Below are 17,592 nucleotides of genomic sequence, written 5' to 3'. Positions count from 1 at the left end.
CTTCAGCGGTTCATCGCTCCAGCGCGTGCGCCACCTGCCCCAGCAGGCGCAGGCGCGGGGAGTCCAGCTTGCGCACGGTGCGCAAGAGGCGCCGCACTTCCGGACGCTCGCGGTACTCCGGCGGATCCTCCGCCACCTGCGGCGCGCCGTCCTCCGTCACCGCCGCCGTCGCGCTCAACCCGAGCAGCACGTCCGATGAGCAGCTGAGCACCAGGCACAGCTTCCGCAACGTCCGCACGCTGGGCAGCATGTGCCCGCGCTCCAGCCGCCCGTACACCTCGGTGGCGATGCCAACGCGCTCGGCGACATCGGCCTGCGTCAGCTCCAGCCGCTGCCGGGCCACTCGCACCGCGTTTCCAATGAGGGTTGCCAGTCGTTGTTCCATGGCGTGGAAAACCTGTCGAAAGAGGAGCTTCTCCCCCCGCTTTTCAGACGGAGAGGTACCGGGGAGAAGTCGCTGCCTTGCGTGACCTCGTGAGACACAGATTAAGAGTGGGGTCTGACATCTCCGGGCGTTCGGACAGGGCCCGCAAACCCGCGACAATCCGCCGTTTCCGCCGTTCCCACGCGCGCGTTTCGCAAGGCTTCCCGGGTGATTTTTCTTGCGCGTCGCGCGCGCCGAACCGGGGTGGTAGGCGGATGCGCCTCCGCCCCTCCCATGACGTCACGGGAAGGCCGTGAGAGGTCGCCCGACGTGCCAGGTTGCTTCGTGCGATTCGCGACGGCTTCAAGGGTCCGGGGAGACCGCGCGCTTCCGGCGGGACGTGGCCGGAAGCGGGGCGCTCAAACCCGGGCTGCTTCAGTGCTGCTTCAGGATTCGGACGGCAGCGCGGCGCGCGCTTCGGAGTACTCGCGCACCATGCGTTCGACGACGGTGGCGGCGGGCAGCACGTCCTTCACGAAGGCCACGCCCTGGCCCGCGCTCCAGGTGTCCTTCCACGCCTTGCCCTGGCCCGCGCGGAAGCGCTCCAGCGCGCTCTTGATGAAGTTGCCGTGCACGCCCGTCACCTCCTTCGTGTACTCGAGGTCCTCCGGGTTGGAGTCCACCAGCGCCTGCTTGTAGTCGGGCGCGGCGCCCGCCTCTTCCGTGGCCAGGAAGCGCGTGCCCACGTACGCGCCATCCAGGCCCAGCGCGAGCGTCGCGGCCAGGTGGCGTCCCGTGGAGAGCGCGCCCGCGAGCACCACCGGCACGCCCAGCTCCGCCTTGAGCCACGGCCCCAGCACCAGGGGGCTGAGGTTGCCCGCGTGGCCACCCGCGCCGCTGCCCACCGCGACGAGCGCGTCCACGCCGGCCTTCACGGCCTTCTCCGCATGGCGCAGCGAAATCACGTCGCTCCACACCTTGCCGCCGTACGCGTGCACGCGCTCCACGATGGGCGTGGGGTCACCCAGGCTGGTGATGACCAGCGGCACCTTGCGCTCCACCGTCGCGGCCACGTCCTCCTCCAGGCGCTCGGCCCACTTGAGGATGAGGTTCACGCCGAAGGGCACGTCCTTCGGGAACGTGGCGAGGAAGTCCCGGTACGCCTGCGCGGTGCGGTAGTTGAGCGACGGCACCGCGCCGATGGCGCCCGCGCGTCCGGCGGCCTCCAGCAGCGCGGCGTTGGACACCAGGAACATGGGGGCGGCGATGATGGGATAGCGGATGCCCAACATCCGGGTCACGGCGGTGTCGATGCGCGAAGGGGCCATGACGCGCATTGGACCATGCGTGCACGCGGGCGCGAGGCCGAAAAATCGGCCTGGGCGGCGTTGTCAATCACAGCGTGTCCCGGCGGGGGAAAACCCCTGGTGTTTCCGTGGTTTACGTAGCACGTAGGGCTGACATAAGGTGCCCCCCCCGACGACGAGTCGGGAAGCCGGGGAGTCCCTTCGGTGTCGCGAACCGGGGAGCGCCGCCGAGCGCCTTCGCGGGGAGGCCAGAGCCAGTCGTGAGTGACGAGCGTCCGGACGCGCTGCTCAAGAGCGCACTCGAAAAGATCGTCTACTTCGAGGCCCGTGCGCAGCAGTTGCATGGCGAGCTGGCGTCCGCGCGCGACGAGCTTTCGCACCTCAAGGAAGACCTGTCGGAGGCGCACCAGCGCGAGCTGGACCTGCGCCGCGAGCTGGCCGAGCTGGAGGTGAAGAGCGGCCGTGCGCAGGCCGAGCGCGAGGAGCTGACGCGGCTCAACCACGCGCTGCGGCTGGAGCGCAACCAGCTGATGGAGAAGCTGCTGGACGCGAGCCGGATCCATTCCTCCGGGCAGACGCGCGCGGTGACGGACGACGATGACGACGAGCTGGGGTTCGACCTGGCGTCGTTCATCTCGCAGCTGCGCAGCGAGGTGATCCTCCGTGGGGACGTGCCCGCGGTGCGCGCGCCGTACAGCGGTCCCGCGGTGCCGCTGAAGTCCTCGGAGCCGATCGTGCCGTGGATGGAGCGTCCCGCGCCGCCCATTCCGAACCGGTCGCACGCGAGCTCCTCGGGCGCGGCGGATTCTTCGGGGCTGTCGCCGGTGGCGCGCGAGGCGCAGCGGCTGCAGAGCGAGGGCCGCCTGCGGGTGAGCCCGGAGCAGATGGCGGAGCTGTCCGGGCATACGGGCAGCACCACGGACGAGACGCTGTTCGGGTTCTCCGTGCGGGAGCTGTCGGCGGCGGACGCGGCGGCGCGGGTGCGGGCCGCGGAGCGGCTGAAGGCGCTGGCGCATCCGGCGGCGGCGCCCGCGTTGGCGGCGGCGCTGCACGCGGAGACGGACGCGACGGCGCAGGTGGCGCTGGTGCAGGCGTTCGCGGGGCTGTGCCGGGAAGAGGGCGCGTCGGTGGTGTCGCCGCTCCTGTCGTCTCCGGTGCCGGAGGTGCGCATCGCGGCGTTGAAGGCGCTGCTGGTGCTGGCGCCGAAGGACGCGGCGCCGCATCTGGCGCAGGCGATGAAGGATTCGGACCGGTCCGTGCGCCGTCGTGCGTCGCTGCTGGCCCTGGGGTTGGAAGGGGAGACGGCGCGGCGGCTGGGCGAGGACGCGATCCACGACACGGATCCGGAGGTCCGCGCGCTGGCGGCGCTGGCGCTGGGCGCGGGCCGGGGTGAGAACGCGCGGACGCTGCTCTTGAGCGCGCTGGATGACGGCGAGGCGCGCGTGCGCAAGGCGGCGGCGCAGAGCCTGTCGCGCATCCTGGGTCACGACGTGTCCGCGGTGGTCGCACTGGATGATGCGCACCGGCGCCGGGAGATCCGCCGGCTGGCGACGCTGCCCGTGAAGCCCGTGCGCGCGACGCTGGAAGTGAAGCCCGTGGAGCCCGTGCGCGCGGCTCCCGTGGTCGCGGAGGCTCAGCCCGTGGCGGTGAACGCCGCGCAGCCCGTGGCGGTGAATGCCGCGCAGCCGATGGTGAATGCCACGCAGCCGATGGTGAATGCCGCGCAGCCTGTGGCGGTGCAGGGCTCGCAGCCGATGGCCAGCGTGCAACACGCGGCGATGGCGCAAGTGCAGCCGGTGGCCGTCGGTGCCGTGCCGCAACAGGCAGGTGCCCCGGTCGCGACGCAGCAGCCCATCCCCTTGATTCCCGCGCACTCCACTGTGCCGATGTCGCTCTCGGACGTCGCCGCGAACACCTCCCAGTGGACCGCCGCCCCCGCGCTCGCGGTCGCCACCGTGGGCGTGGCCCGCTCCGCACCGGCCGTGATGCAGGGCGCGGCTCCCGCTCCCGCCCGGGTCGCGAATGGCGGGCCCGTGTCCTTCGCTTCGGGCCCTTCCGCGCCGCCGTCGCGTCCGGTGGCCGCCGTTCCTCCCGCCGCGCCCGTGCCGCCCGCCACGCGGCGGACGCCCGTGCAGGCCGCGCTGGTCGCCATGGGCGCGCCGCCTCCCGCCCGCGCGCCCGCGCCTTCCACCCCGCCGCCGGTTCCCCCCAAGCGCGGTCCGTCTCCCGTGGAAGCGCTGTGTGGGGCGATGTTGCAGGAGGTGCGGGTCGCCGTCCGGGGACGCTCGCTCGCCGAGCTGACGTCCGGGCTGTCCGCTCCGGCGGAGCTGGCCCAGGAGGCTGTTGCCCTGCTGGTGGCCCGGGGGGCCATCGTGCGAAGGGGGCACAAATACTTCGCCGCTTGAGGCAAGGTGCAGCGAGCCCAAGCCTCACACGTCATCCGAAGGGTCGTTCATGGAAGCGCCGACGTACAGCTCGAAGCAGGTAGCCGAGATGCTCGGCGTGACTCCGAAGTCCATCCCCTCGGAGCTGCGCAAGGACGCCTACGGCCCGGAAGACGTGTGGGAGCTGCGCACGACGCTCAACAAGTTCCCGCCCACCGCGGGCCTCCGCCGCCAGCTCTTCCTCAACTTCAAGGGCGGCACCGGCAAGACGTCCCTGTCCACGTCCTACGCGTGGCGCCTGGCGGAGCTGGGCTACGCGGTGCTGCTCATCGACCTGGACAGCCAGGGCCACGCCACCAAGTGCCTGGGCTACGAGGGCGAGGACTTCGAGAAGACGCTGCTGGACGTGCTGGTGCGCAAGACGCCGCTCGCGCAGGTGGTGCAGAAGTCCACCCTGCCCAACCTGGACTTCATCCCGTCCAACCTGAGCATGTCCACGGTGGACCTGGCGCTGATGCCCATGGCCGGCCGTGAGTTCAAGCTGCGCAACGCGCTCAAGGACGTGGAGTCGCAGTACGACTTCATCGTCTTCGACGCGCCCCCGTCCTTCGGCCTGCTCAACCTCAACGCGCTGATGGCCGCGAACGACCTGTTCGTGCCGGTGCTCGCGGACTTCCTGTCCTTCCACGGCCTCAAGCTGCTGTTCGAAACGGTGCAGAGCCTGGAGGAGGACCTGAACCACGTGCTGGACCACGTGTTCATCGTGGTGAACTCCTTCAACGCCACCTTCAAGCTGGCGAAGGAGGCGCTGGAGGCGCTCCAGACGCACTACCCCGAGTACCTGCTGCCCACCATCATCCGGCAGTGCACCAAGTTCGCGCAGGCCTCCAGCGAGGGCCGCCCGGTGTTCGTGGCGGACCCCACGTCCAAGGGCGCTAGCGACATCCAGGCGATGCTGGACAACGTGCTGCCGCGCCTGGTGGCCGCGCACGCCGCGGCGGTGAAGGCCGGCACCGCGACGAAAGCCGGCTGAGATTTCCCCATGAAGAAAGCCTTCGAACAGAACGTGTCCCGCGCGAAGCCGCGCCTCCGCCTGGGGGCGCTGACGGGTGCCCTCGACCCGGCCGACCCCACGGGGACCGCCGCCAGCCAGGAGCCCGCCGCGCCGGAAGCGACTGCGCCCGTCGCGGAATCTCCGGACCTGTCCTCCGAGGTGCGCTCGCGCATCGATCGCCGCGCCGGCCCGCGTCCCACCGCCGCCGAGGCGCTGGAGGCCGCGCTGAACGCACCGTCCGCCCGCACCGCCGCGCCGCCCCCGGCCGCGCAGGCCCTGCCCGCGGTGACGGCGCCGACGTTCTCGCCGGTGTCCCACGCGCTGTCCGCGCTGGTGTCCCCGGAGGCCCGGCACGAAGAGGAAGCCGCGCCGCCCGCGCCGTGGCTGGAGCCGGACTCGCAGGAGTCCGCGCCCGGCTGGAACGTGGCGCAGGAGACCGTGCCCGAGGAGTCCGTCTGGGACGCGGACGCCGTGTCGCCGGTGTCGCATCGCGAAGTGGCGGAGGCGGTCGCCGCGTCCGCGTGGAGCCTGTCCGCCGCGCACGTCGCGCAGCAGCGGGAGGCCGCGGTCGAGGCCTTCGTGCAGGAGCCCCTGGGCGCCGAGCCGACGCCCACGCACGTGGAGACGTCCGCGCCGGCCGCCGCGCGCTGGGATGCGCTGACGGCGCGTCCGGAAGCCGCCACGCATGTGGATCCGACGCGCGTGGCGCCGCTGGCCCACTCGGTGACGCACACGGAAGCGCTGCGCGCCGAGGTCGCCCGCGTGGAGCGTCCGGCCCCGGCCGCGCCGCATGCGGAAGCCTCCGCTCCGGTGCTTCCCCAGGCTGAAGCTCCGCGTGCGACGTTCGCGAGCCCGACGGCGCATGCCGAAGCGCCTCGCGCCACCTTCGCGAATCCGCCGGCGCCCGTGGAAGCTCCGCGCGCCGACACGCGGGGCGCGCCGGTCACGTTCGCCTCGCCGCCTCCGGCGATGGCCCAGGCGGAAGCGCCCCGGGCGGCTCCGGCCACCTTCGCGGGCCCGCCGCCCGGAGTACAGTTCGATGGACGGATGGGCGTTCAGGCCCTCCGCATGCCTTCCGAGGCCGAGCCCATGACGACGTACGCTGCCGTCCAGGCCTCCACCGTCACCACCACCGAGACGGTGGTGGCCCGGCAGGAAGCCGCGCCCGCCCCCGTCGAGGTGCAGACGCCCGCGCCTCCGCGCGAGGAGCTGGACTCCGAATCCCGCCGCGAGCGCCTCAAGGCCCGCCTCAAGGCCGTGCGCGAGAACCCGCGCCCGGAGCCGCTGCCCGCCACCGTCGCGGAAGCCGGCCAGCGCGCCGTGGAGCGCATCACCCACCTCCAGGCGGAGCTCACCAAGGTCAAGGCGCTCAACCTCACGCTCACCCAGGACCTCGAAGTGGCCCGCCGCCAGGCGGAGAAGGCCACCGAGGAGGCCCGGCTGCGCATGGACGAGGCCCGCCGCCTGTCCGCGGAGATGGAGGGCCGCGTGAAGCTGCTCGCCGACCTGGAGCGCGAACTGGCCGCCCTGGAAGGCGAGCGCGACGAAGCGCTCCTGTCCCTCCAGGAATCCCGCCAGGCCCTCCAGGCCGCCGCGAAGGAGCACGACGCGCTGGAGCAGGTCGTCACGCGCGGCAAGCTGGCCCTGGCCGACAGCCTCGCGGAAGAGGAGCGCCTCGCCGTGGAGCTGGAAGGCGCCAAGGACGAGTCCTCCTCCCTGCGCCGCGCCGTGGAGACGCTCCAGGGTGAACGCGACGTGCTGGCCCAGCAGGTCGCGTCCCTCACCGCCGAGCGCGCCGAGCTGCTGGAGGCGCGCAAGGCCCTGGAGTCCGTGCACCGCGCCCTCAGCCAGGCCACGGTGCGCTGAAGCCGCGGCCTACTTCGCGTCCTTCGCCACGCCCGTGGACTTCTTCACGGGCCCCACGACGGCGAAGGCCGCGGGCAGGGCAGGGCGCTGGAGCGACGCCACGTCCACCCGCGCGAGCGGATCCGTCTCCTTCTGCCGTGCCTTGAGCAGGTCCGCGATCTGCTCCTGGCGGTCCTCCTTGCTGGGGTGGTTCGCCCAGAGCCCGCCGCCCCCCGTCGTCTTCCCGAGCAACAGCGAGTACTCCCCCGGGTCGTAGCCCGCGGACAGCAGCAGCTCCACCGCGAGCGCGTCCGCCGCCAGCTCCTCGTCCTTGCGGTTGCCCTTGCCGAAGGCGTCCACGGTCCCTTCGACCATCTTCCCCATCAGCTCCGTGTCCGCGTCCAGGTCCAGGCGGCCATCCAACCGGCTGGCGCCCACCACCTTCGAGGCGACCGTCGACACCACGGCGCCCGTCACCGCGGCGCCCTTGCACGTGCTCACCTTCACGGAGACGTACTGGTGCAGCGCGTGCTTGAGCACGACGTGGGCAATCTCGTGCGCCAGCACGCCCGCGAGCTGCGCCTCGTTGTCCACACCCTGGAGCAGCCGGCGCGTGACGAACACGTAGCCGGCGGGCGCGGACAGGGCGTTGAAGCGCTCCGTGTCCTTGAGCACGCCGAACGTCCAGGCCAGCTCCGGCCGGGGGGACTGCATCGCCAGGTTGCGGCCCACCGTGTTGACGTAGGTGTTCAGCTTCTCCTCCGCCGCGCCGGACAGCATCAGCCCGCCGCTCTGCTGTGCCCAGTGGATGGCCAGCGCGCTGCCCAGCGCGTACTCCTCCTGGATGGCCGGCTCCACCTTCAGCTTGTCGCAGGACTGCACCTTCTCCGACGCGACCACGACCCGGTTCACGTCATCGCCCAGGTTCGCCTTCTTCAGCCCCTGCGTCAGCTGGGCACACGACGTCAGGCCCAGGCCCGCCGCCACCAGCAATCCCATGCGCGAGCGCATCACTTGCTCACCTTCTTCGCCTGGGCACCCAGCTTCGTGTTGGGCGCCACCACGGGGAACAGCCCGGCCTGCTTCACGTGCGCGTCGATCTCCACGGGCGTGACCCGCTTCGCCAGGGCCTCCAGCGTCTTGATTTGAGACACCGCGTTCGAGTAGCCGCCGCCCTTCGCGTTGCCGTACTTCTCCGCGCCCGGGCTCAGCGCCTTCACCGCCGCGCCGCTGGACACGAAGGCCGCAGGGTCGATGGTGCGCGTCTTGCCGTCCTTGGCCACCAGCTCCATGTCGGGCGGCTTCGTGGACAGGTTCGTCTGGAACACGTAGCCGGGCTTGCCGCCGGGTTCGGTCACCTGGTGCCACTGCGCGTTCTTCGGATCCGCGCCCTTCCACGTCACCTGCTGCCCGGGCTGGAGCACCGCCACCACGTCCGCGGTGGGCGCCGCGCTCTTGAGCACGCGTGTGTTGCGCGCCTTCACGTAGAGCTTCTCATCCTTCTTCACCGCCCACGCCGCCGTCACCGGCACGCCCAGCGCCAGCATCAGGATGCCCCAGGTCCATTGTCTCATCGTCGTGCTCCCCACCCTGATACGCCGTCACTTCTCCAGATTCGCGACGCCATCGAATTTCGCCGGTGGCGACTCCAGATATTCGCGGCAGCGCTCCAACAGCTTCCCCGTGGGCCCGTCCTCCGGCGACCGGGCGGCCTCCGCCTCCAGCACCGCCGCGGCCTCCGCGAAGCGCGCCTCGCGGTACAGCCCCAGGGCCTCGTGGTAGCGCGCCACCGTGTGCCGCGTGGAGGCGTCCAGCTGGCCCTTGAGCGCGAGCAGCTCGTACACCGTGACGGCCTCCGTCTTGCCCGCCACCCGCACCCGGTCCAGCTCGCGCACCTCGATGTGCTCGCGCGCCAGCTCATACGTGCGCGGGCCAATCATGATGACCGACCCGTAGGCCTTGTTCGCGCCCTCCAGGCGCGCGGCCAGGTTCATGCCGTCGCCAATGGCCGTGTAGCTGAAGAGCTGGTCACTGCCGAAGTTGCCCACGAAGTTCACCGCGCTGTTCACGCCGATGCGCGTGTACACGTCCGGGAACCCCTGGCGCCGGAAGTCCACGCGCAGCACCTCCACCGCCGCCTTCGCCGCGAGCGCCCCCCGGCACGCGCGCACGGCGTGGTCCTCCTGGGCCATGGGCGCGCCGAAGAGGCACACCACCGCGTCGCCAATGTACTTGTCCAGGCACCCGCCCTCGCGCAGCAGCGCCCCGCTCACCGTCGTGAGGTACGTGTTGAGGATGCGCACCAGCTGGCGCGGGTCTTCCTTGAAGCGCTCGCTGAAGGTGGAGAAGCCGCGGATGTCGCTGAAGAACGCGGTGATCTCCTTGTTCTCCCCATCCAGGCGCGGCAGCTGACGCGAGCGGATCATCTGCTCCACCCGCTTCGGCTCCATGAAGCGATTGAACGCCTGCCGGATGAACTGCGTCTCGCGGTTGGCCACCAGGTGGTTGAACGCCAGCGCGGCCACGCTGGCGCCCACGCCCGCCAGCGCCGGCATCGCCATGAGCACGTGCGTGTGTGACGTCTTGAGGAGCACGCCCGTGAGCACGAACAGCCCCAGGATGAGCACCGGCGGCCAGGCCACCTCCAGCGGCGTCCAGCGCGCCGTCATCAGCAGCACCGCGGACACCAGCGCCACGAAGAACGTCAGGCCCAGGTCCACGCCCGCGGGCGCGCGGGTGATGAACGTGCCCGACAGCAGCGTGTCCACCACCGTGGCCTGCTTCACCAGCCCGGGCTGCGTGGAGGAGAAGGGCGTGGCCTTGATGTCGTTGAGGCCCACCGATGTGCCGCCGATGATGACCACCTTCCCCTGGAACAGGGCTGCGTCCAGGTCCACGGACTTGCCCTGGCTGCGGCGGATCCAGTCGTTCAGCACGGCGAAGAGGGTCACCTGTGGGAAGCGCGTGTCCAGCGGGCCTCCGTAATCCAGCGCGGCGCCGCCGTCGTCGTCCACGTGCCACGTGTGCTCGCCCAGGTGGAGCGTGCGGCCGGAGAGCGTGACCTCCTTCGCGCCCAGCAGGTCCGCCATCATGCGCACCGGCAGCGTCACGTAGGTGTTGATGCCGTCCGTGTACGCGAACTTCGTGCGCCGCATGGAGCCGTCCCCGTCCGCCTCCGTGTCCACGAGCCCGAACCCGCTCATCGCCCCAATCAGCGCGGGCGTCGGGGGCACCGGGTAGCGGGGATCCCGTGACGTGCCCTGGAGGCTGGGCAGCGCCTCCCCATCCGTCCGGCTCACGGGGAAGGCGAGCGCGCGCGCCCGGGCTTCTGGCGTCAGCACGGGGGGGGCTGGGGCGGGAGCGTCCTCGAACTCCTCCGGGAAGGTGTCTCCCGGAGGCTCGGGGTGAGGCGCGGCCTCGGGAGTGCTCAATGGCACGGGGGCCTGGAAGTCCGCGCGGACCAGGGGCTTCGCGGAGCCGCTGCTCGCCATGCCCACGTAGAAGGGGAGGCCCGTCTCCCGCAGCGCCTGCGCGAAGCCCAGGTCGGCGGACTTGTCGGACGACTGCTCGTCCATCACCGCGTCGAACAGCACGGCCCTCGCGCCCGCGGCCTTCAGCTCCTGCGCGATGCGCGCCCACAGCGTGCGTGTGTACGGCCAGTTGCCGAAGTTGATCTGGAGCTGCGTGTCCTGGCTGATGGCATCGATGGTGCTCTGGTCGATGGCCACCACGACCACCTGCCCGGACGCCGCCCGGCCGCCGGTGAACTCCACCAGGGCCTTGTCGTAGGCGAGGTGCTCCGTGTCCTTGAGGAGGTGGGCCCGGTCGCAAGCCCACGCGATGAGCGTCGCCACCAACGCGATCCCCAACATCGGGAGCCCGTGATGGCGCCAGCGCTCCTGGATGGTCTTCCACGTCCCACTCGCCACGGCCCCTCCCCGCGAGGTCGGTGACGGCACGCTACTCCGCGATGTGGCCCGCCAGCACGCACGCACGCTCACGAAATGGGACCTGCATCCAGGAGGACCCGGAGAGTCCCGCGAAGCAGGAGTTCCGGCGCGCGCAGCATGGCAGCCCGGATGATGCACGGGCCATCAGGAACCCGGCCGGCCAGGCAAGCGTGCGTGGCCGGCCGTTGCCCCAGGACACAGCTTGTGGCTTCGCACACGGCTTCTTCATGTCCGGGAGGAACAGCATGCAGCTCAGCGAGCTCGGAGGCTCCGAGGGCCTGGAACACAACCCCACGCTCAACCGTGAATCGATGGTGGCGCTGGGCGCCTTCGGTGCGCTCACCGCGGGCGCGGTCTTCCTGAACTCGCGCAGCACCCGCGAGGCCGTCCAACAGGGCTGGTACAAGCGCTTGAAGAAGCCGTCGTTCCAGCCGCCCCGGCAGGCCTTCGCGCCGGTGTGGACGGCGCTCTACGGGCTCATCGCTGTCTCCGGCTGGCGCATCTGGGGCTCACCGGCGGGCGCGCAGCGTTCGCGCGCGCTGTGCCTGTGGTTCGTTCAATTGGGACTCAACGCCGCGTGGTCCCACCTGTTCTTCCGCAAGCGCCAGCTGAAGGCCGCGGCGGTGGAGAACTGGGTCTTGCTGGGCAGCATCGCGGCGTACACCGCCGCCGCCAGCCGCGTGGACCGCAAGTCGCCGTGGCTGATGGCGCCGTACCTGGGCTGGGTGTCCTTCGCCAACGTGCTGTCGACCGATATCGCCCGGCTCAATCCCTGACGCCGGGCGCCTGCTCCTCGCGCGTCAGTGGCGCATGCGCGAGGGGGGCACCGCGGTGTTGAAGGACAGCACGGCCGCGAAGTAGCGCGCCTGGTTCTCCGAGGTGCAGCGCACCTCCTGGATGCGCCCACCGACCTTCACCCGGACAAGCCAACCCTCGTTGTCGCGGCTGACAGGGGACTCGCTCTTCATCGTCATGTTTTCCATGGGTGTCTCACCCTCCCGTGCACACACCTGGAGCAGGGGGCGTGCCAGGGCTGGAAACCGTGGGATTCCAGCCCTTTGGATGAGGCATCCGTCGGGGGCGGAGAGGCAGGGCTGAAGTTCTTTCAGCGGGAATGGGGCCGGCGCTTCAGTGAAGGTGCCGATCAGGCCAGGCGAGCGGGAGGGCAGGCCGCGCGGCGGAGAGTGTCGGCAGCGCGACGTAGAAGGTGGACCCCCGGCCCGCCTCGCTCTCCACCCAGATGCGGCCGCCATGGCGCTCCACGATGTCGCGGCTGATGTAGAGGCCCAGGCCCAGTCCTCCGTAGGAACGGGTGGAGGCATTGCGCGCGCGGAAGTAGCGGTCGAAGAGCTGCTGCTGCTGGTCCTCCGGGATGCCGATGCCCGGGTCCGTCACGGACAGCACCGCGACGTCGTCGCTCAGCGACAGCCGCACGCGGATGTTGCCGCCGTCCGGGCTGTACTTGAGCGCGTTCTCCAGCAGGTTGGAGATGACCTGCTCCAGCCGGTACGTGTCGCCGTGGACGGAGATGGGCTCCCGGGGGCGTTCGAAGTCGAAGGTGTGATTGCCCTTCTGGCCTTCCATGCCGGCGAGCGTCTGCTCCACCAGCAGGTCGAAGCGGGTGGATTCCGGGTGCAGGGCCAGGCGGCCGGCTTCGATGCGGGATGCGTCCAGCAGGTCGTTGATGAGGCCGGTGAGGCGCGTGAGCTGGTGGCGCGCGTGGCGCAGCACGCTGGGGTCCAGGTTCTCGCCGCGCTCCAGGCGGCGCTCCAGCGTGGCCAGACGCAGGCTCAAAGGAGTGAGCGGCGTCTTCAATTCGTGGCTCGCGATGGAGAGGAAGTCATCGCGCACGCGGATGGCCTCCTGGGCCTCGCGGTACAGGTGCGCGCGCTCTTCTTCGGCGAGCTTGCGCTCGGTGATGTCCTCCACGAGGACGCCCACGCCCAGGATGCGGCCGTCGGGCGTGCGCACCGGATAGAAGCTGCCCGCGAAGTAGCGGCGGGGGCCAGGGGCGCCCAGGTCCTCGTCGGAGGTGGACTCCTGGTTGACCAGGGGCTCGCCGGTGCGCAGCACGTGCCGGGGTCCCTGCTCCGCGATGGCGCCCGGCTCCCCGAGCAACTCCGGCAGCGTGCGTCCCAGGTGCGCCTCCGCCGGCAGGCCGTTGATGCGCGCGAGCGTTTCGTTGACGCGCACGTAGCGCAGGTTCGTGTCCAGGAAGCCGATGCCCACCGGTGCGCCGCGGAAGAGCAGGTCCATCTGGGCCAGGTTCTCCTCGCGCTCGGCCTCCACGCGGCGGCGGTCGGTGATGTCCTCCACGATGCCGACGCCGCCCTCCACGCTGCCGTCCTCGGAATAGCAGGGGGCGAAGCGGATGCGCACGGGCGTCACCTTGCCGGTGGTGAGGGCGTGGTAGTCGCCTTCGTAATCGCAGCTGTGGCCATTCAGTGCCTCGCGCACGCAGGCAATGATGTTCTCGTCGCTCAGCGTGAAGAGCTGCAGGCCCACCAGGTTGCGCTTCGACGTGCCGATGAGGCTTGAGAAGCGCTCGTTGCACGCGGTGATGATGGGTGCGCGGTCGAAGTGGAAGATACCCAGGGGGGCGTTCTCCACCAGCAGCCGGTAGAGCCGGTCCACCGTCTCCTCGTGGTTCGCGCCCGCGCCGGGGCCGCCAGGGACGTGCTCCACCGGCTCCTCCAGGGAGTCGATGACCTCATGCAGCCGGCGCATCATGAGGACGATGCGCTCATGTCCTTGCGTGCCGGTGGCGCCCACGGTCAGCTCCACCTGCAGCTCCACGCCGTCGCGCCGCCGGGCGAAGATGCGCGTGGGCCGCCCGCCGAGCTTCTTCCGGCGCGACAGCAGGTAGCGCGGCAGGCTGAGGCCATGGAAGCGGTGCAGGCGGGACGGGAAGAGGTCGGTGACGGGCCTGCCCAGGAGCTGCTCGCGGTCCCAGCCCAGCAGCCGCTCTGTCGCCGCGTTGACGTGGAGGATGCGCTCATCGGGACCGCACGCGATGAATGGGTCCACCGCTGCGTCCAAGATGGCTTCCAGCTCCCGTGCGGCTCCTCCGGCCATGCCTCGCTCCTGGTGGGGACCGGCCCGCGTTCCCGCGTGAGCTGGCCCAGCCGGGACATGGGGGCTCCCCGGCGTTGACGGGCGCGCGTCTTGGCGCCCGTGCGCGTTCCCTTTGACTACAGGTACACACTGCGAGCACGAACGGCGCGGTGAAACCGGAAATCCAGACGCTGTCAGCACCCCTGGAGGACGAGCGGGCGGGCGGGTACAGGAGGGGCATGCGAGAACCCCGAACCGCGGCCGTACTGCTCGCCGTATCGCTGCTGGGAATGGCCTGTGCGAGCGCCCGGAGCACGGCTCCGGAGGTACCGAGCCCGCTCGTCTACAAGAGCGAGGCGGTGGGAGCTCCGCAGCCCGAGGCGCTGCTCGTGGCCCTGCACTTCTCCGGCTCCTCGCCCGCGTTCTGGGACGAGCACGTCCAGTCGCTGGGCATCCCCGTGCGCACGCTGCTGCCCCAGGGGCCCAGGCCCCGCCGCGACGGCTTCACCTGGTTCCAGGCGGACCACGAGGCGAAGACAGGGGAGGGGAAGACGGAGGACGTGGAGCGGATGGCCACACGGATCGCGGAGCTGATCCGCGAGGTCCGGGCGGCGCATCCGGAGATTCGCCGCGTCGTGGTGACGGGGTTCTCCTACGGCGGCGACCTGGCCTGGATGCTGGCCCTCCGGCACCCGGAGCTGGTGGATGCGGCGGTGCCCATGGGGACGCGGCTGTTGGGAGACCCGGCGCGGGAGCTGCCCGCGTCGCTCCGGGTGCGGGTGCTCCAGGGAGAGCAGGACGCCATCATCCCCGTGCAGCGCACGCGCGAGCGGGTCGCGGAGCTGAAGGGCCGGGGCGTCCCCATCGACGTTCGGACCTTCCCGGACCTGGGCCACGACGTGTCGCCCGCGTTGCTCGAGGACTGGCGCGCGTTCGTGCGCCAGTCGCTGCAAGGGCCTGTCGACTGAGCCCCGTGCGACGGTCCTGCTCCACCGCGCCGAGGGCTTCGTGGCCTGGATGCGCGGATCAGCGCTTGCGCTTGGCAGGAGGCGTGCGGCCTCGCTTCGCCGCGGGCTTGCGCGAGGGCTTCCGCGCGGTGGGGGCGGGCTGCGCATTCAGCGTGAGGGTCTCCAGCTTCTCGCGCAGGGTGCGCGTCTCCTGCTTGAGCGCGTCCAACTCTTCGCGCAGGGACGCGACCTCGCGGGCCTGGGGTGCGCCTTCGCGCAGGGCTCGCACGGCCTCGCGGGCATAGCGGCGCGTTCGCGGGTCGCTGAAGGTCGTGCCCTCCAGCGCGGGCAGCAGGCGCCGGTCGCCCAGCGTGGAGGCCGCGTCGCACACCGCCAGTTGCACGCGGAACTGCGGGTCGCGCAGCAGCTGCGCGAACAGGTCCACCGCCTCGCGCTTGCGGTTCGCCACCTCCGCCAGCTTCGCCACGGCGCTCACGGCCGCGCGGCGCAGGAACCCGGGCTGGCCATACGCCGTGCGCGCCACGGCCACCGGGAACGCGGCCGCGTCCTGCGTCTCCGCGAGCCCGTCCATCGCGCCCGCGCCGATGACGTCCTGGAACGACGGCCGCGCGGCGGCGGCCTCCAGCAGGGGCAGTGCATCCGGAGCGCGCACGCGGCCCAGTCCCCGCGCGGCCTCCGCCTCCACGAAGTAGCTGGCGTCTCCCGCTTCCAGCAGCGCGCGCAGCCGTCCGGCCACCTCGCCATCGTGGCGGAACTCGCCCAGCGCGGCGGCGACGGCGCGGCGCACGCGCGGGTGCTCGGTGGTGACCGCGTCCAGCAGCAGCGCGCGGGCCTCCGGCGTGCGGATGCGGCCCAGCGCCTTCGCGCTCGCGGCGCGGGTGGCCCAGAACAGGCCCGGGTCCTTCAGCGCGCGGCCCAGCGATTCCACCGACCGCAGTCCCCCGTCCTTCCCCAGCGCGTGCGCGGCCTCCGTGCGCGCGCGGGCCTCCGGAGCGTGGGCCAGCTCCTCGCGCCACAGCCCCACGGCCTTGTCCACGTCCAGCGTGCCCAGCACGTCGCGGCGCGGATCCACGCGCACCTGCGAGGGTGCGGCGGGGCAGGGCAGGTGGAAGCGGTGCTCCGCGTCCGTGAGGTCCAACCGGTGGCGCGTGTCCTCGCCATTCACCGTGACGGCCACCTCCAGCGGGAGCCGGAAGACGGGCGTGCCCGAGTCCGTGCGCTGCGTCTGGCGCACGGTGATGCGCAGGCGCGCGTCGTCGGCCTCGTAGCGGACCTCCACCTTCAGCTCCGGGTGGCCGGGGGAGAAGACGTACTGGTCGAAGACGGGGTCCAGGTTGTGGCCGGTGGCCTCCTCGAAGGCGCGCGCCAGGTCCACCGTCTCCACGACGCCGTGGCGGTGGGACGCGACGTAGCGGCGCAGGGCGCGCACGAAGAGGTCATCCCCCACGCGGCGGCGCAGCTCGTGGAGCACCAGCCCGCCCTTCTCGTAGAGGTGGCGGTCGAACAGGTCCATGGGGGCCTGGAACTTCCGGGCGACGATGGGGCGCGCGTAGCGCTCGCGCGTCTCGGACAGGTACGCCTCCAGGTCGAGCGCCCGGTGGTGGTCGGCCTCGTCCTGGTTGTCCCCGCGCTCCTTCCAGAGCACCTCGAAGTAGGTGGCGAAGCCTTCGTTGAGCCAGCCGTGGGGCCAGTCGCGGCAGGTGAGCAGGTCGCCGAACCACTGGTGCGCCAGTTCGTGGGAGATGAGCGGTTCGGCGGTGTAGTCCAGGTGCGCCCGCGCATCGTGCAGCACCGTGTCCACCAGCGTGGTGGCGGTGGTGTGCTCCATGCCGCCCAGGATGAACTCCGTGACGAAGACCTGCGCGTAGCCGCTCCACGGGAAGGGTTCACCGGTGAGGGACTCGTACGCGGCGATCATCTTCGGCGTGCGCGCCACGCACCGGAGCGCGTCCTCGCGGCGGCCCTTGGGGAACAGGTAGCGCAGCGGCGTGGTGCCGGCGGTGTCGGTGGCCTCGTCGAATTCGCCCACCACCAGCGTGACCAGGTAGGGCGCGTGCGGCTGCGCCATGCGGTGGTGCTGGGTGCGGCGCTCGCCTGTCGTGACGTCGCTGACGAGCACGCCGTTGGACAGCGACGTCATGTTCGCCGGGAAGGTGGCGATGACCTCCGACGTGGCCTTCTGCGCGGGCGTGTCCAGGCAGGGGAACCAGCAGCGCGCGTCGATGTCCTGGCCCTGCGTCCATGCCTGGAGCGGACGGTCGGGATAGCCCGCGTCGGGGCCCCAGAAGTAGAGGCCGCGGCGGGGACGGGCGCGGTAGGTGAGCGCGATGTCGCACGCCTGTCCCGCGTCCAGCGCGCGAGGCAGCTCCACGCGCACGTGGGCGCCGGAGTTGGAGAAGGGGACGGAGCGGCCGTCGACGCGCGCGTCGGTGACGTCCAGGTCCACGGCGTCGAAGGTGACGGTGGACACGGTGCGGACGGCGGACACGCGGGTGGTGCAGGTGCCGGCCAGGGCGCGCTGGGGGAAGTCCAGGTCCAGCTCGATGCGCACGTGCTCGGCGCGCACGGGGCGGGGCGCGGCGTAGTGCTCGGTGGCGCCGGGGAGGCTGAACGGATGCGGGTCGGAGGACCCGGCGGCGGCGGCGGGGGCGTGGCGGTGGCAGCAG

General features: G+C 71.5%; 13 protein-coding genes. 5 read left to right on the top strand and 8 right to left on the bottom strand.

Translation table 11 applies throughout. The features are described 5' to 3' along the window. Window positions 1-10 precede the first annotated feature (10 nt). Both D7X32_RS16860 and D7X32_RS16855 read right to left on the bottom strand, forming a co-directional pair. Window positions 11-385, bottom strand: coding sequence for a helix-turn-helix transcriptional regulator (locus tag D7X32_RS16860; protein ID WP_120574700.1), 375 nt, complete (start codon window positions 383-385; stop codon window positions 11-13). A 425-nt stretch (window positions 386-810) separates the two neighbouring features. After that, window positions 811-1,692, bottom strand: a complete 882-nt coding sequence (locus D7X32_RS16855) for an NAD(P)H-dependent flavin oxidoreductase (protein WP_244239046.1) — start codon at window positions 1,690-1,692, stop codon at window positions 811-813. A 239-nt stretch (window positions 1,693-1,931) separates the two neighbouring features. Here D7X32_RS16855 and D7X32_RS16850 point away from each other — a divergent pair, with 239 nt between their 5' ends. Genes D7X32_RS16850 through D7X32_RS46755 form a run of 3 tightly spaced genes read left to right on the top strand, consistent with a single transcriptional unit; the run spans window position 1,932 to window position 6,975 of the window. Further along, the gene (locus D7X32_RS16850) at window positions 1,932-4,076 is read left to right on the top strand and encodes a HEAT repeat domain-containing protein (protein WP_120603572.1); all 2,145 of its coding nucleotides are present in this window, start codon (window positions 1,932-1,934) and stop codon (window positions 4,074-4,076) included. Between the two features lie 49 nt (window positions 4,077-4,125). Beyond that, window positions 4,126-5,088 (top strand): ParA family protein, encoded by a 963-nt coding sequence (locus D7X32_RS16845; protein WP_120603571.1) that lies wholly within the window; start codon window positions 4,126-4,128, stop codon window positions 5,086-5,088. A gap of 9 nt (window positions 5,089-5,097) precedes the next feature. Then, the gene (locus D7X32_RS46755; protein WP_244239045.1) at window positions 5,098-6,975 is read left to right on the top strand and encodes a hypothetical protein; all 1,878 of its coding nucleotides are present in this window, start codon (window positions 5,098-5,100) and stop codon (window positions 6,973-6,975) included. A 9-nt stretch (window positions 6,976-6,984) separates the two neighbouring features. Here D7X32_RS46755 and D7X32_RS16835 read toward each other — a convergent pair whose 3' ends face one another. Genes D7X32_RS16835 through D7X32_RS16825 form a run of 3 tightly spaced genes read right to left on the bottom strand, consistent with a single transcriptional unit; the run spans window position 6,985 to window position 10,883 of the window. After that, window positions 6,985-7,965: a M48 family metallopeptidase gene (locus D7X32_RS16835; RefSeq protein ID WP_244239044.1), complete on the bottom strand. Its 981-nt coding sequence runs from the start codon at window positions 7,963-7,965 to the stop codon at window positions 6,985-6,987. Further along, complete coding sequence (locus D7X32_RS16830) at window positions 7,965-8,528, bottom strand: SH3 domain-containing protein (RefSeq protein ID WP_120603570.1); 564 nt, start codon at window positions 8,526-8,528, stop codon at window positions 7,965-7,967. The genes D7X32_RS16835 and D7X32_RS16830 overlap by 1 nt, the downstream gene beginning before the upstream one ends. 27 nt (window positions 8,529-8,555) lie before the next feature. Further along, the gene (locus tag D7X32_RS16825) at window positions 8,556-10,883 is read right to left on the bottom strand and encodes a CHASE2 domain-containing protein (RefSeq protein ID WP_120603569.1); all 2,328 of its coding nucleotides are present in this window, start codon (window positions 10,881-10,883) and stop codon (window positions 8,556-8,558) included. A 266-nt stretch (window positions 10,884-11,149) separates the two neighbouring features. Between D7X32_RS16825 and D7X32_RS16820 the strand changes: the two genes are divergently transcribed. After that, the gene (locus D7X32_RS16820) at window positions 11,150-11,680 is read left to right on the top strand and encodes a TspO/MBR family protein (RefSeq protein WP_120603568.1); all 531 of its coding nucleotides are present in this window, start codon (window positions 11,150-11,152) and stop codon (window positions 11,678-11,680) included. Between the two features lie 24 nt (window positions 11,681-11,704). Here the strand turns inward: D7X32_RS16820 and D7X32_RS16815 are convergent, their stop codons facing one another. Together D7X32_RS16815 and D7X32_RS16810 are read right to left on the bottom strand one after the other, a co-directional pair. After that, window positions 11,705-11,887, bottom strand: a complete 183-nt coding sequence (locus tag D7X32_RS16815) for a hypothetical protein (protein ID WP_120603567.1) — start codon at window positions 11,885-11,887, stop codon at window positions 11,705-11,707. A 145-nt stretch (window positions 11,888-12,032) separates the two neighbouring features. Next, on the bottom strand, window positions 12,033-13,979 hold the full coding sequence (locus D7X32_RS16810) for a PAS domain-containing sensor histidine kinase (RefSeq protein ID WP_120603566.1): 1,947 nt from the start codon (window positions 13,977-13,979) through the stop codon (window positions 12,033-12,035). Window positions 13,980-14,197: 218 nt separating this feature from the next. Between D7X32_RS16810 and D7X32_RS16805 the strand changes: the two genes are divergently transcribed. Beyond that, a complete protein-coding gene (locus D7X32_RS16805; protein ID WP_120603565.1) occupies window positions 14,198-14,926 on the top strand; it encodes an alpha/beta hydrolase in 729 nt (242 codons plus the stop codon). Window positions 14,927-14,984: 58 nt separating this feature from the next. Here the strand turns inward: D7X32_RS16805 and D7X32_RS16800 are convergent. Further along, the coding region (locus D7X32_RS16800; RefSeq protein ID WP_120603564.1) for a M1 family aminopeptidase at window positions 14,985-17,592 on the bottom strand (2,608 nt) is incomplete at its 5' end.

It is taken from the genome of Corallococcus carmarthensis (assembly GCF_003611695.1).
Lineage (GTDB): Bacteria > Myxococcota > Myxococcia > Myxococcales > Myxococcaceae > Corallococcus > Corallococcus carmarthensis.
This window is presented reverse-complemented; position numbering and strand designations above follow the sequence as displayed.